Annotated in this window: 11 protein-coding genes and 3 pseudogenes; 7 read left to right on the top strand and 7 right to left on the bottom strand. The window is 34.1% G+C overall.

Translation table 11 applies throughout. The features are described 5' to 3' along the window. Positions 1 to 409: 409 nt before the first annotated feature. Together Bccel_RS13730 and Bccel_RS32355 are read left to right on the top strand one after the other, a co-directional pair. Positions 410 to 1,405 (top strand): annotated as a pseudogene (locus tag Bccel_RS13730) (reverse transcriptase domain-containing protein); the annotation flags it as partial. Between the two features lie 129 nt (positions 1,406 to 1,534). Continuing rightward, positions 1,535 to 1,759: a group II intron maturase-specific domain-containing protein gene (locus Bccel_RS32355; RefSeq protein WP_476748372.1), complete on the top strand. Its 225-nt coding sequence runs from the start codon at positions 1,535 to 1,537 to the stop codon at positions 1,757 to 1,759. A 94-nt stretch (positions 1,760 to 1,853) separates the two neighbouring features. Here Bccel_RS32355 and Bccel_RS13720 read toward each other — a convergent pair whose 3' ends face one another. The 5 genes and pseudogenes from Bccel_RS13720 to Bccel_RS13705 form a co-directional block, all read right to left on the bottom strand. Continuing rightward, positions 1,854 to 2,426, bottom strand: a complete 573-nt coding sequence (locus Bccel_RS13720) for a DUF4829 domain-containing protein (protein ID WP_476748371.1) — start codon at positions 2,424 to 2,426, stop codon at positions 1,854 to 1,856. Continuing rightward, positions 2,424 to 2,657 (bottom strand): annotated as a pseudogene (locus Bccel_RS32825) (DUF4830 domain-containing protein); the annotation flags it as partial. The pseudogene Bccel_RS32825 and the gene Bccel_RS13720, both read right to left, overlap by 3 nt. Before the next feature lie 99 nt (positions 2,658 to 2,756). Further along, the gene (locus Bccel_RS13715; protein ID WP_036945791.1) at positions 2,757 to 3,335 is read right to left on the bottom strand and encodes a Uma2 family endonuclease; all 579 of its coding nucleotides are present in this window, start codon (positions 3,333 to 3,335) and stop codon (positions 2,757 to 2,759) included. Between the two features lie 12 nt (positions 3,336 to 3,347). Then, positions 3,348 to 6,323 (bottom strand): Tn3 family transposase, encoded by a 2,976-nt coding sequence (locus Bccel_RS13710; RefSeq protein WP_036945790.1) that lies wholly within the window; start codon positions 6,321 to 6,323, stop codon positions 3,348 to 3,350. Between the two features lie 10 nt (positions 6,324 to 6,333). Beyond that, on the bottom strand, positions 6,334 to 7,230 hold the full coding sequence (locus Bccel_RS13705) for a tyrosine-type recombinase/integrase (RefSeq protein ID WP_050753447.1): 897 nt from the start codon (positions 7,228 to 7,230) through the stop codon (positions 6,334 to 6,336). 866 nt (positions 7,231 to 8,096) lie between these two features. Between Bccel_RS13705 and Bccel_RS13700 the strand changes: the two genes are divergently transcribed. From Bccel_RS13700 to Bccel_RS13680, 5 genes and pseudogenes are all read left to right on the top strand, one after another. After that, positions 8,097 to 8,735 (top strand): zinc metalloprotease, encoded by a 639-nt coding sequence (locus Bccel_RS13700; protein ID WP_036945587.1) that lies wholly within the window; start codon positions 8,097 to 8,099, stop codon positions 8,733 to 8,735. A gap of 21 nt (positions 8,736 to 8,756) precedes the next feature. Beyond that, a complete protein-coding gene (locus tag Bccel_RS13695) occupies positions 8,757 to 9,407 on the top strand; it encodes a hypothetical protein (RefSeq protein WP_036945585.1) in 651 nt (216 codons plus the stop codon). 355 nt (positions 9,408 to 9,762) lie between these two features. Then, a pseudogene (locus Bccel_RS13690) lies at positions 9,763 to 10,266 on the top strand (class I SAM-dependent methyltransferase); the annotation flags it as partial. 315 nt (positions 10,267 to 10,581) lie between these two features. After that, positions 10,582 to 11,151 carry a GNAT family N-acetyltransferase gene (locus Bccel_RS13685; RefSeq protein ID WP_036945584.1) on the top strand — a complete coding sequence of 190 codons (570 nt, stop codon included), beginning with the start codon at positions 10,582 to 10,584 and terminating at the stop codon, positions 11,149 to 11,151. 443 nt (positions 11,152 to 11,594) lie between these two features. Beyond that, positions 11,595 to 11,936 carry a site-specific integrase gene (locus Bccel_RS13680; protein WP_036945583.1) on the top strand — a complete coding sequence of 114 codons (342 nt, stop codon included), beginning with the start codon at positions 11,595 to 11,597 and terminating at the stop codon, positions 11,934 to 11,936. Positions 11,937 to 12,102: 166 nt separating this feature from the next. On the opposite strand, the gene Bccel_RS13675 is transcribed toward Bccel_RS13680, so the two are convergent. Both Bccel_RS13675 and Bccel_RS13665 read right to left on the bottom strand, forming a co-directional pair. Continuing rightward, positions 12,103 to 12,768: a DUF6017 domain-containing protein gene (locus Bccel_RS13675; protein WP_036945581.1), complete on the bottom strand. Its 666-nt coding sequence runs from the start codon at positions 12,766 to 12,768 to the stop codon at positions 12,103 to 12,105. A gap of 380 nt (positions 12,769 to 13,148) precedes the next feature. Beyond that, positions 13,149 to 14,975 (bottom strand): hypothetical protein, encoded by a 1,827-nt coding sequence (locus Bccel_RS13665; protein WP_036945578.1) that lies wholly within the window; start codon positions 14,973 to 14,975, stop codon positions 13,149 to 13,151. Positions 14,976 to 15,539: the final 564 nt, after the last annotated feature.

Raw genomic sequence — 15,539 nt, 5'->3', positions numbered from 1 at the left:
AATTAAAACTGAACATGTGTCGTAAAGCTTCGTCAGGCGGCGGCCGGTGAAAGTCGGAAGTTTGAAGGTCGAGCAATTCTCATGCCACGGTAGCATTGCTCGTTGCAGCCTGAAATGACTGCAAACTTAATTGTGAAACTGTAACTCAAACAATATAAAGCACCTTCCGGAGCACAGCAGGACCTAAACCTCTTAATTAATAAGGATAGACGAAATGGAACAAGGGATGCAACAATTACTGGAGCATGGCAGTCGCAAAGAAGGTAATTGTTGTACAGAGGTATCGTAGTAGTCCGAGAACGGGAAAGCCGTTTACATGGCGAAGGGTACCAGACAGGCTGATTACAGATTTAAAACGAAAGTGAAGTCTAACTCCCTGAAATATGGGTTGTGAGCCATAGCATAGACTATGAACATTAAGCACAGCTTCACGAGCGAACAGGAATTAAAGGATACACTTGATTTCATTTATGAAAAGAGCAAATCTGGAAAAGGTTTTAACGGAATACTTGAAGCTGCATTTAATGAAGTCACAATAGTCACAGCGATTCACAATATAAAAAGCAACAAAGGTGCAAACACACCAGGAATAGATGGCAGCAGGATGAACAAGTACCTGCAAATGGACAAAAACAAGCTGATAGGATTGATACAAAAATCAATAGAGGACTATAGACCCAAACCTGTCAGACGGACATACATAAAGAAGGCAAACGGCAAGTTGAGACCTTTGGGAATAACAACGGTCATAGACAAAATAATTCAAGAGTGCATAAGAATAATAATTGAACCAATATGTGAAGCAAAGTTCTATCCACAGAATTTCGGATTCAGACCATATAGAGCAACAAATCACGCCATGACTTTTGCAAAAACACTGGTAAATCTTAACACACCACAAAAACCCATAATAGCAATAGAAGGAGACATCGAAGAATATTTTGACAACATTAATCACAGGATACTTCTAAGAAAGTTATACAGGATTGGTGTCAAGGATAAAAGAATCCTCGAAATTATAAAGAAAATGCTGATTGCCGGATATGTGTATGGCAATGAAAAGTTCCAAACAGATAAAGGAACAGTTCAAGGCGGCTGTATATCTCCATTGCTTGCAAATGTGTATTTGAATGATTTTGACTGGATGATCGGAAGAATGTATCATCACCCAAAATCCAAATAGAAAAATGAATGTTATGCCAGATCAAACCTTAAAAGAAATGGCATTATTCCAAAGTATTTAATCCGTTATTGTGACGATTGGCTGATAATGACAACAATGTTGAGTGAAGCCAAAAGAATTTTATCATTTTTACAAAAATATTACAAGCATAGATTAAAACTAAACCTTTCCAAAGAAAAGACATTAATAACAAACCTTGAAGAAAACAGAGTAAAATTTCTCGGATATGAACTGCTGGCAGCCCAGCCAAGGGCTCGACCAGATAATAAAGGCTGTAAAGGATTGGTTGGGAAATTTTATCCTGCTAAAGCAAAAGTTATAGCTAAGGTTGATAACATTTGTAAGGAAATCATGAAACTCAAATCAATGCAGGATAGCAAGACGATGGCAGCACAAATTGAGAGAATAAACTCAATTATTACAGGAGCAGCGGAATATTATAAAGTTGCGATATGTAGTAATACATACAAATTTATGGATCATAGAATTATGCAAACAGCATATCGAACCTTCAGGAAAATATACGGCAAGAAATACAGACAACTCCCACTCCCCCTAAAGGTTTATTCGTTGTAGGCAATAGGGGTAGCCCTCCCGTAAGTAGGGCGTTGGCAATAAAAGAAAAAGCCCAACGGGTTAACATCAGGCTCATAGCTCATTATTTTAATAATTAACCTGTATTTTCAGCATCAATTCTCCAGGGAGCATCGGGGTTCTCTTTTACTAGTGTCATAGTCCAGCTGTTAATTCCATTAGCACATGTAACAATTTGTTTATATTTCATATCGGCAACAATAATATAATGTACTTTTTTACTAACATTTCTATTTAATAAATCTTTTGGCGGTCTATTATTGGGGTCATACCTATAGTTATCCCTCAAACGACATTCCTTCAATTTAGCCTGTATAATATTCGGAATGCCTAAAACATCTGCGTCCCAACTACTCTGATATAGCTTATGGCTATCAAGGTTACGAAATAGATAAAATGTTTGTTCAGCCTTTGAAAGTAAGGCGTATGCAGTTTTATAATCCCTGGTATCCATAGCTTCAAAATATTTTTTTATAACTTCTTTAGGGGATAAACTTTTTGTTTCAGCGTCAAAACCATTATTATAATCTACTAAACCCTCACACACAAGCCATTCATCCCATGTTTTATTAACAATTTCGGCAAAATGTCGCTTGTTTAATGCAGCAGCGAAACCATAATGTGCTCCTCTACCAAGCCAGGCTCCGATAATTTTACCATCACACGCTATTATTTCGGCACGCAACCTATTAGGGTAATTGTCAATATTTTCTTTGAGGTAAGCAGTAAATGCAATCGCTTCCTTATCTTTATATGGGGAAATATCTAGCCCTATATCTTTAGACAATTCATTATTATACGCCCAATATAATCCAATAGGAATATCACCGGGTTTATCAGAGAAAGTTGTTGGAATTCTAACCTCTTGTGTATAAATAGGGGTACTGGCAGCAAAACGCGGATTTTATACTCTAAGCAATGAAAGTTATGAAAATCCTTGATTTTGTATACTCTAAGACCAGCACCCTTTTTAAAATGACTATATTGTACCAAAAACAGAATTCAAATCAATTATCAAGTCAGGAAATATTGATACTTCTATTTTTTCGTCCTCTGTATAGATTTCAGGACGTCCATATCTACCACTTTCTTGTAGTATAAAGGCACTTACAATTTTTACGTCAGGCTCTACAATCCAATATTCTCTTACTCCTGCTTTTTCGTATTTATTAAACTTTATAACTCTGTCTTTCTTAATTGAAGATGGAGACATAACTTCAATTATCATATCTGGGGCACCATTGCAGCCTCTTTCATCAATTTTAGATTTATCGCATACTACAGTAATATCCGGTTCAACAACTTTATTAATATCTTCATTATTATTTTCGTCACCTTTCGTTAATCTTACGCAAAAAGGAGCAGGATAGACTTTACAGGGTTTACCTTGTAAATAGTTTGCAAATTGTCTATACAATTCACCAGATATTAATTGATGAGCTGGTGATGGAGCAGCCTGCATATAAGCAATTCCGTCGATAATTTCCCATCTTTCTTCGTCAGGCCATGTCAAGTAATCTGCATATGAATATTTTCCTTCTTCCTGTGGTAAAGGCATTTTAAACACTCCTTATTTATTAGTTTTTATATTTAATGGTCTTAAAGAATCTAATGTTGTAATGCTTCTTTTGTTGAAACTATAGTGTCCGTAAAAGTTTATATGCTCCCAATTTAGAGGAGATACATAGGCCAAAAGGTCTTCATTAAGTTCATTTCTATCCCTAAGGTAATCTACAGCTTTTGTCAAATAAACAGTATTCCAAATTGTGATTGCATCTATTAATAAAGTTAAGGCACTATCACGCTGCATCTGGTCTTGTAAATCTCTCTCATGGAATTCCCCACGTTTTGCAAAGAACACAGAGCGGGCTAATGAATGTGCTGCTTCACCCTTGTTTAATCCTTTTTGAATACGCCTGCGTAACTCTTCACTAGATATATAGTCGAGAATAAAGATAGTCTTTTCGATACGTCCCATTTCTCTTAAAGCATCAGAAAGGCTGTTTTTTCTTGCATATGAGCCTAGTTTGCCCATTATGAGCGATGCAGATACTTTTCCTTCCCTGATTGTATGTGCAAGCCTAAGAATATCATCATAGTTTTTCTCAATAATTTTGGTGTTTATTTTATATTTTAATAAATTTTGTAGTTTGGGATAATCACTTGGTTTTGTAAAAGTATATAGTTTTGCATCGGCTATATCTCTCAATCTTGGAGCAAATCGAAATCCTAATAGATGACATAAACCAAAGGTCTGCTCTGTAAATCCAGCTGTGTCTGTATAATGTTCCTTTATGTTGAGATCCGTTTCATGATGTAAAAGACCATCAATTACATGTACAGCGTCTCTGGCATTTGTGTTGATGACTTTGGAATAGAAAACAGAATATTGGTCACTTATAAAGCGGTACATAGTTGAACCTTTCCCTGAACCGTAATGAGGATTATGCTCACCATGCAGGGAAGAGACGCTTGTTGTTACTCTCATACCGTCACTTGAAGAAGTTGTTCCATCGCCCCAATAAGATGGAAAATATAATTTATGATGAAAATTTACCAAAATTGAACGGGCACGGTTCATTGCATCATCATACATTCTCCACTGTGCTTCATTGGCCATCTGGTAATAAGATATATTATTTGTAGCATCAGCCATTTTAGTTAGTCCAATGTTCGTCCCCATTGCAATTAAAGTAGCTAATATAGTTTCCTTCTCATCTTCTTTCGGTGCTTTGCCAGTAGAAGCATGAGTAAATTGTTCCTCAAAATTTGTCCAACTCATAACTTCCATTAGAAGGTCAGTTAGCTTAACTCTTGGAATAAGTTCATAAATAGACTTACTATAATTTTTTGCCTCATCAGGTGTATTCTTCTCAAGACGTTTAAGCTCAATTTCTCCTTTTTCAAGGCTTACTCCTTCAAGAGTTTGAATATTTTCACTAATCCACTTGATACGCTTCAATAAGGCTTCTTTACGCTCTTCAATGTATTCACTGAATGAACTACTTACAACTAGTTTTGTAGTATTATTAGCTTTTTTATCATTCCAATCATCTTCAGATACCAGATACTCATCAAAATCCTTATGTCTTCTGCTGCCCACAACTGAAATGTCACCTGAGCGAATACCATTTTTTAATTCTGTTAATACTGCTAATTCATAATATCTACGGTTAACAGTTCCATCTTTATTAAAAACATATTTATTCCATCTATTATTTATAAAGTCTAAAGGTGCATTTTGAGGAACTATTCTTTTTTTTGAACTATTCATTTCATTAATTATGGAAATGGCTTCCAATAAAGATTCCGTAGATTTTGTTGAACGGTATTCAAGGCTTTTTAGCAGTGTCGGAGTATATTTCCTTAGCGTATTAAATTTACTTTCCAGTAAATCTAAATAATCATAATCAATAGGGCGTGCTAATTTTTCTGCCTCTTGACCTGACGAAACAAGTTTATCCCATGGCATTACAGATACTTCAATCGTTTCGTAAGGATCGAGTCCGTCACTTCTTGCTCTAGACAATGCTTTTACAAGGCTGGCATAGTGTACTACCTTTTCGTTTAAGGATTTACCGTTTTGCTTTTGGATTTCTTCCTGCTGTCTGCGTCCGCTATTTTCAAGGCTCATCATTTGTCTATCATGTATTTCGATAGCAAAGTCAATTAAATCCTGGCTCAAATCTAAAATATATATGACAAGGATTGCATACCTTTTAGAATCTTCAAAACGCTGAAAAGCCTGAGTTTCATATCTTGCACCCATACGTGATAGTTGTACTAACCTGTTATGATGAATACCACTTGTATTTATAGTAAGATTTAAACTTTTTATGTACTCAAGTTTTTCAATGACTTTTTCAAATGCCTCAGGGGAATGCCTTGTAGGATATTCCCTAAGCCATGTCAAACACGTTTTGTTTTTTTCCACTTTCGAATTTACTAATTCATCAAGCATTTGCTTCTGCTTCTGAGTTATACAGTTATTTACAGTACTAAATATCACTTCTTCAGCAGTTTTACGAGATTCCCATACTGCATATTCTATCGTTGCCATTGCTGGCATTACAACTTTGTTTTTTCTGAGTTCTGATATGGCAGTATTTATAAGGTATAATGAATTACCGTTTTCCATAGCAAAGTTATACAAGCTCTTTGACAATGTTAGTTTTTCCCGTTCGGAAAAAGCCTTATACCCATACTCTTGTCTAATTTCATCTAAGTGCTCCTGTACAGTGGCTTCACGCTGGCGATATTGTAAGTATATTTCTGGCTTAACATCTATTTGCTCAGCGACATATGTAAGAACATTTTGAGGGATATCCTTTACGATGGACAGAGGCCATCCCGGATATCTTAATACACACAATTGCAAAGCAAACCCCAGACGATTATAATCCCTACGGTGTCTATTGATTATCTCAATATCTGACTGCGAAAGGGTATAGTACCTCGCAATATCCGCTTCGTTCAGACTATCTGGAATTCCAGTATATTCTAATCTTTGTTCTTTTGTAAGTATTTCACCGCCACGTAAAGACATATTTTTTCCTCTATCTTTTTTCTGATATCGTCTGTACAGCTCTTCTTAAATCATTGTTCCCAGGTTGAGTATACCTACGTGTTGTCTCTAAAGATTCATGCCCTGCTAATTGAGCTATAATTTGCAATCCATAGCCTTGATCAGCAAGGTTTTTACAAAATGTATGCCTCAAAGTATGGGGGGATACATCATCGAGCTTTGAAGAATAGGCATACTTTGTTACCAAATGCCTTATTGTCCTGTCTGATAGACGTGTATTTCGTTCACTTAAAAATAATGGTTCATGGCTATTCATATTTGTGTTCTCCCGGTATTTCATAAAGGATTCCAAACTTTCTACAACATCACTGTTCAAAGGTACAATCCTGAATTTGCCGCCTTTGCCTCTTCTAACAGTAACACTCTCTTTACGTTTTTCAATACATATATCTGAAATATTCAGGTCAGATACTTCATGGACTCTTAAACCAGCTCCAGCCATTAGTCTGCATACAGCCATGTCTCTGGCTTTTTGTTTTTCGTTTTTTTCCTGCTCAATAGCATGAAAAAACTTGGATGCTTCTTGTTTTGAAAGCCATTTAGGAGCTGCATACTGCTTCATAGTCCGTTTCATTTTTACCTTAAGCATCGGATTATATATGACCAACCCTTTTTCTAAAGCATACTTATAAAAAGTCTTTAATGAGGCAAGTATTTTATTTATATAGGCTGGCTCATAATTTACGATCTTGTCCAAAAAGGTGACGAATTCGTGGATATGAAGAGTAGTAACCTTGTCTGGCTGAAATTCGTTACCTTCAGTTTCTTCATACCATTTCATGAGTTTTTGCAATATCATCGGGTATTCATTTACGGTTTTTTTGCTTTTTCCATCAGTTTTAAGCCATAAAATATATTCATCCAGCATTTTGTGTATTCTCTCTTTCTATTAATGAGTCACTGTTATTTCTGTACAGTCATTTATTCTTCATTCATCCTTATTTTAGATATCTGCTCCAAATTTGAGCAACTCATACATTCAGCGGTAGTGTTCAAAAAAATATATTCCTTACCACACTCATTTCCTGATTTATTATAAGTACAAGAAGTATTACCTCAACAAACAACAGCCAAAGTTCCATTCCTCCTTATAACGTATTCTCGGCATGGATTATATCACAATTATAGCGTATTCTAGGAAATGAATCAATACGATATAAAAGAAACAATTCCGAGAATATATATTCTCGGAATAATCTACCGCTTATCGTATGATTTCCGTTAAAAGATGCCTCTTATATTAAATTTATATCTTTTGGTAAAGGTATTATTCATAAGTCAGGCTATGTCTTATCTGCTACAACCCTTTTATCCGTAATTTTTAAAATTAACTTTCAAAAATCCTGTGAGGTAGCATAATATGACATAAACTGTATACAGAATAACAATGATTCGACACCATAATTCTACAAATTATACTATTATTAATAATTATAATTATAATGTCAATATAATCAAACTCTTAACAAATAGTTTGTTACTTATATGCAAAATCCCATTGACATTGCGTTACGGAAATGATAATATATAAATGTAACCAACGGGTAACATAAGTGTTTCATTTCTTACATAAATAGATATATAAACAGTCCCATAATTTATATAATATTATAATAAATATGGAACTATTTTATATTTACTAATGTCTAATGAAGAGGAAGGGGGGAATATAGAGTTTTTGTTATTCTATACTTTTCATGTTAATAATTAATTGTAAAGGAGGTTTTTACTATTATGAAAAAATCAGTTATAATTTTAGTAGTTATTATTGTTACTCTATTAAATTTTGTTTTGCAAACAAGTGCACATGAATTTGCTCCAGGTGTACCTCATAGATGGAATGATGTCAGATATACTTATTCTGGTGGCATGTATCATCATTATGCATATGTCTTGACAAATGGCAGTAATTTAGATAGTAATTGGTCAGGTAATTATTATAACTCAATTAACAATTGGACTAATAATAGTAGCTTGAGAGCATATGTGCAAAATGCTGCAGTTGGTTCATCAAAAGTTGATTATTATACTTATACAACTTGGCCATCATATTGGCCAAGTAATGTTATTGCAAGAACACTAGGGTATGATGCAAATGGTAACTGTTGGATAGATCCAGTTACAGGTGTGACTAATACCAATTGTGGAGTAAATATAACATATGCAAGTGTAAACACAAATCCTAACTTTGGAACAATATCTAGTGACCAAAAGTTGTATATTCTTACTCATGAGCTTGGCCACGTATTAGGTCTTGGCCATCCGTCTTCTACTGATGTATCTATAATGCACACAGGTGATTTTCCAAGTTGGAATAACTGGACATTACCACAGGCACATGATAGAAGTGACTTAATAGGGTTTTATCCATAAAAAAGAAGGAGGAATTTTACTATGGCAAACAAATATATTAAATATGTTTCTCTAACAGTAACTATATTGGCAGTCGCTTTTGTAACTATTTTTACTTTTGCCAAAAACGAAAATAATATATCAGATACTAAAATTATTGGATCAAAATCCTTTGATGAAACAGCTTTTAGGATAAAAATAAATTCAATAGACGAAATTTTAAAATTTGCTGATCTTGTTGCTATTGGAAAAGTAATAGACGATGGAAAAACCGTTGAAACAGAATTTCCTCTGCCAGGAGGAGAAAGCCAAGCAAAGAAACTTAAGGCTATGTACCCTAATATAAATACAAAAATGGAAGTAACTCATACAAATGTACAAATTGAAAAAGTAATTTATGGCAGTTCACCAACAACTGATATTATTACCGTTGGGCAGATGGGTCAAGCAGGGAATGATGAAGGAGAGACAAAAATAAAAAGAGAACAGAAAGTATTATTAATACTTAAGAAACATCCAGGAACTGACAATTTATATTCTTCAGTAGATGCAGAAAATGGATTGTTCAAAATAGAAAAAAACTCTAAAGTAATATCTTTCTCTGATAATGAAGCTGTTTCGAAATATGACAATAATAATGTAGATATTTTAGTAAATGATATTACTAATGGTTTAAAAAAACAAAAGAAATAATTGATTAAACTGTTACCTCAATTATTATGAGGTTGCAAAAATACTTAAATAGGCCACTAAGCGGTGGGAGGAAAAAGGTACTTTTGAATACTATTAATATTCAAAAGTACCTTTTTTGGGTAAATAGGGTACAGGCATCTTTTAAGCGGTAGATTATTCCAAGAAGCAGTATTCTATGCAATGTTGATATAACTTATAGCCATATTTATTGCCAAGAACGCTTAATTACTACCAACGTGAAATTCTGAGAATACGTTAAAGTATATAAAAATGGCTATTTTTCAACCTTTTATTTCTAAGCGTATAAAATCCGCGTTTTGCTGCCAGTACCCCTAATAGGGGTTGTAGACACAACGCACAAGAAAAAGATTTAAACTTAGTTAAAATATCAGATTGGAAGAAGATGTTTCCAATTGAAAGTATTGATGCTTTACTTGCTGAGCATATATGGGAACATCTCACATATGAAGAAGGAATATTAGCAGCAAAAAATTGTTATAGATATCTAAAGCCAGGTGGATACATTCGCTGTGCTGTTCCAGATAAATATTTTAGAAATGAATGGTACCAAAATATGGTGCAAATTGGTGGACCAGGGCCTAAAGATCATCCTGCAGCCACACATAAAATTGTTTATGATTATAAGACATTAATCAGTGTTTTTGAAAAAGCAGGATTTGAAGTGTCTTTGCTTGAATACTGTGATGAGAATGGCGATTTTCATTATACATATTGGAATGAAAATGATGGCATGATAGGAAGATCCCTTAGATTTGATACAAGAAATTCACTAGAAAACCTTGGTATGGTATCAATTATTATCGATGCAAAGAAACCGTTAATTATAGGGCATAAATAAATGAGGTATATTGAAGAGACCCACGTCCTGTGGGTCTCTGAACAAGGGGCGTTCGACTTTAAATAACAATGCATGGAAGTAAAGGTTCGGGGTAGAAGATCATGAAGTAAATTCTTCGAAGAAGGAGCATGAAGAATGCCGCACCAAATTCCATCACCGGCCGCGAAGCGGCTCTCACGGGTTATCCTTTTGGATCCGGCTCTGGAACTTCTTCCATGCCGACGATATGAAATCGCAAGGGTTGACCGCCACATCGTGTGGCGGGGTTGAGGTATGGCTTACTTGACAATGTATAAATATAGTGGAGGTTTGAAGATGAGAGATATTAATTATCAAAATTATTTTTGGCAAAATGAAATAGTCCGTTTGCGAGCTGTAGAGGAAGGGGATTGGGAAGTGCACTACTATAACCGCTTTGATTCAGAATCAAGAAGACTTTTGGATTATGAAGTTGAACTTCCGCCAACAGTACAAGAAGCTAAAGATTTGATATGTAAGTTTATAAATTTTACACCAGGTACTGGACGTATAATGTTTACTATTGAAACTCTTGATGGTGTAAATGTTGGAGGGTTAAATCTAAATTCAGTAGATGAAAGAAATGGAACGTTTTCTATTGGGATGCAAATAGATCAGAATCACAGAGGCAAAGGTTATGGGACTGCTGCAATGAAAATTTTATTGAAGTATGCATTCCATGAAAGAAGGCTAAATAAATATTATGGAAGTATTCTAGATGGAAACATTGCATCAGGAACAATGTTGAAAAAATTAGGTTGTAAGGAAGAAGGACGAAGACGCCAGATGGTTTATTCAAATGGTAGATATTATGATGAGATTCTTTTCGGACTAACAAAAGAAGAATTTGAAGAAGCAAATAAATAAGCGTTTTTTGAGGGAACGGCGTCCTGTCGTTCTCTGAATATAGGGTCTTGCGACTTCATATAACAATGCGTATATATAAAGGCAGGACATGAAGAAATGCTAACAAGGGTCATCCCCTGATGTCATCCTGCCACATCTCTTCACCGGCTAACGCCAAAGTGAAAAGCTTTGGGGGGAATTCCCCGAAGTACCTGTCCAGCCATACTCCTTTTTAATCTTAACGTGAGTAAAATCGCCAACATTATTCCAATTATTGTCTTAGCGTGTGTTTTGTCGGATTAACTTAACTCTCATAACTCATAGTATTCATAGTATTCTATGAGTTATTTTTATGTATTTTTCTATCAATATTTATATAATAACTTAATTGTTTCATTGATGTCTCTATAGTATATTGGATTTATCTTGTACAAGGTAAATTTATAGAAATAGTTGGATTAATTATGAGAGTTGAGACGGTCATTACACCCAATAATAAAACAAGGTATATATTACTAAACAATAACAGTGACCCGGTTGAACCTGTTCTGAAATACTTGAAGTACAAAGACAATACCGGTGCAGCTCGGAACACGCTTAGAGCCTACTGCTATCATCTAAAGCTATTTTTCGAGTATTTGGATCAGGAGCAGCTTGATTATCGAGATATTGGACTTGATGAAATGGCAGCATTTATGCGATGGCTTCAGAATCCCTATGAAAACAAGAAAGTTTCCCCCATCACTCCAGTTACTTCATCCAGGACAGCAAGGAGCATTAATATCAAAATATATTTTCAAAATTAATAACAATTCAATAGAGAAAAATAAAAACCTTCTTTTCAACTACCAATAATTAACATTTGCTTTGCCTATGGCGTCAGGATGCTCCCACTACCTCTAGCTGTAGCTGCCGCAATAACTGTTCTAGTATCAATCTTATAATAAAAACCGCAATTTGGATTGTTTTAACTTAATCCCCATAAATTATCTTTTTCCAGTTTTCATACTTTGATTTTTCCTCAAAAACTGAGTTATAAATAACTGTCTGCAGGTATCCTTTAACGTTTTTTATCTCTGTTGTAACACTTTTATATTGCTCAAGTATATATGTCACCTTCCCGGGATCCAGCTTACTAAGTACCGGCCTTATAATAGCTTGTGGCTTTCTATCCCTATTTACAGTAGTATATTCGCTATAATACATATCCATTATGTTCAGCACTATCTCATCCAGGAGCTCAATATCTTTCTCTTTATAGACCAAAACCATCTGATCGTACTTAATAAGCTCCTTAAAATACCTCTCTATCTCGGAATATTCTTTGTTTTCCGGAATTACAGAATGTTGACTGACAGACTGATTTATTTTATCCATTTCCTTGATTTCCGTATACGGTATTTTTAGATCATTTACCTTATACTCAACTGCAATAAACCTTCCTTTCTCACGTATCTCAACCCTTTGTATATAGCCATTATCCAGTAATTCATTAATTGCGGAATATACCGCATCACGGCCTTCCTTAGAAATCTCCTCAATATCCTTAGGTTTAAGTTTTCTATTTTTATCACTTAAAAAATAGCACAAAATACCTTTTGCTCTCCAGGATATTGATGTATCACTAAAATAATTCATGTCTAACCTCCATTATTCCAAAGTTTGATTGATGAAAATTATAAAAACTTTTGGTCCAAATTCCCAAACACCCAGAAAAATCAAAATCGGACTGACAGACGGATTTTTTAACCGAAAAACCCTTCGGGGAATATAAGTAAAACCTTATGAAAATATTATAGAAAAATGAAGATATTGCTAAACCCCTATTAGACAGGCTATTTACCCCACTATAAATTTTGTTTTTTTGTGTACAAACCGTGTTTAAGTTATAATCTTTTATGTTCATATAATATTTTTTCACTCCCTATGAATGTATTACTTGTTTTAAAGGACTTATTTTTTCAAAATATCCTTCTTTATGCCTTACAGTTTTTGTTAATTATAAGGCATTATTGAGCTTATCCAGTATCAGGTGATAAATCCGGTAGTACCATCTTAAGTACTTCCCCTAACACCGGTGCTACAAATGATTCTCCTGATACCTTAATGGATTTATCTACAGACTTCTGCTCCCTCTTTTGAGATACTGCTTTATCTTCTTTGTATTCACTTACTTCAACTACCTTGTATGACTTAAAATACAAAGAAAACAGTTTTCCATCCTTAAATACTGCAAGACCTAGATCTACAAGTTTCTTAATAAGTTTATATACAGCGTTTTCAGTAGCATAGTCCAGTAGCTCTTTGATCCTCTCCTTGCCAACCCTCGTTTGGACATACTTCCCCCTTGTTTTATAGCCGGTAAAAAGGAGCCTTAGGTAATGTTTCAATTGATCTTCTAATGTTATATACTCTCCGCTATCCAAAAATTCATTTAAAACAAGGCAAAATCTCTCTTTATTTGATTCTGATAATTTGTTGTATACCATTACAGAATCACCGTTTTTACTAAAAATAAGGTTCTGACTTAATTTGCATAATTCTTTCATAGTCCTTGTTGTGAACCCCTCAGCTTCCGGAACAAACCATCTATTAAACAAACTATTCCTGGCAAGCTGTAAAAGAGCAATATAATGACGTGTGCTGGCTTTATTTTCCCAGAGTTCATCTACAAGAACCTTCTGCAGTTTAAACTTTGTATTCTTATCTTCCTTCTTCTTTTCCTTGAAGGGGTTGTACTTACATTTTTCACATAAACCTTTTTCCAGGCATAAATAGGCCTGAGCACTTTCACATGCAAACTTCTTTGTACCCCTGAATATTGATTTTACCTTCGCCATAATATCCTTACCCGTATCTTCCATGCCCCACTTTTGAGCAAGCTCCTGAAGGATATTGAATACTTGATCAATTGTATATCCCATGCTCTTGTAATGATAAGCCACTGACACCAGGGCATAATTTCTGTGACCCACTTCTATATCATTCTCAAGTATATATTCTACACAGCTTCTATTTGTATTTGATGAGTTTAAATAAACTACATTATTTTTATTTGAGTTTTCTGATGGCCTGCTTTCTTTTATGCTCTCTCCTCTTATTTTTAACTTTGCTGTCTCATAAATTTTGCAAAGTGTAGGAGATAACTTGCCGGGCACATCATGATCCAAACTTCTCTTTTTCCAGGTCAATTGAGATTTCAATTCAATATCCGTTCTCAGGTCCCCAAGCTCAGTATATGTTACAGGAACAACATACCCGCCGTTATACCAGCTGTTAGGTGTTTTCATAAGCCCATTATATTTATACAAAGTACTATCTATATATTTCAGGCATATTTCTTCTGAAATAATATTGTACATTTCCCTATAAATCTTATATAAATCTGTTGCAGGCTTCAGACTGTATGAAACCGGATTAATCATTATATATACAGATCTGTGGTTATTTAACAGTATTAATAAATCCTCTTCTTCAACTCCCTTTTCGTAAATAAGGAATGTGGCCATCAAATAGGCCTCAGTTATCATTTCTTTGTACTGCTCTTTGAATTCATTGGAGCCGTCATCCTTCATCTTTGGTTCAAATTCAAAAAACATTGGATAATAGGAGCTCTCATTTTCAGTCCTGTTTGTTTTTCTTTTTTTATTTAAATAAGTATTATATTTTTGAATAGTCCAGTGGGAGACGACTTTCTTTTTATTGCTAAATGTATAATTTAAAGCTTTTTCAACACGAGTTTCTTTTTTACTTTCAACTGATCTATATTCCAACGAGCCGGAAACTACTTCACACACTCCATAATAATCTTTGTATGTCCAAAAATCCTTTATTAAATTTCCCAACTATGTTCCTCCTCTCTGCTGCTTTTTCATTAGTAAAATATAGATTTGCATAATAAATTTAAATTTGATATAATTAAAAAAGGCAAAACTTAAATAGACCTAGAAAAATTAAATTTTTTCAGGTTTTATTTTTAGGCTGTTAATATTAAAAATGGCAATAAGATGCCCGGGTAATGTTATTACCAACTTTTTACAAGAGTCTCGCACACTACTTGTAAAATAAAAATTTAAAGATTAAAATTACGGTAAAAGCTTTTTTAAAGCTTTTATTTTTTTATCACTCCTCCTCTCAAGTAATTTTTGAAAATAAAAACTCCTTCAAGGCTAAAAGCTAATGAAGAAGTTCAAATTATTATTAAAAATTTTATTATTATTATTATTAATTCTCATCCTTTGTAAAAATCCCCCAACTGGTTAAAATTATTGTTTTAAATTTTACCAATTATATAGTACCATACTGTAATTTAAAAAATCTTTTCTCATATTGCGTTAAAATAATTAAAATTATAAGGAATGAAAAAAAAGCTGTAGCCCTTGAAAATAGAGAAGTACAAAAATAGTTAT

It is taken from the genome of Pseudobacteroides cellulosolvens ATCC 35603 = DSM 2933 (assembly GCF_001262605.1).
GTDB classification, from domain to species: Bacteria; Bacillota; Clostridia; order Acetivibrionales; family DSM-2933; genus Pseudobacteroides; species Pseudobacteroides cellulosolvens.
This window is presented reverse-complemented; position numbering and strand designations above follow the sequence as displayed.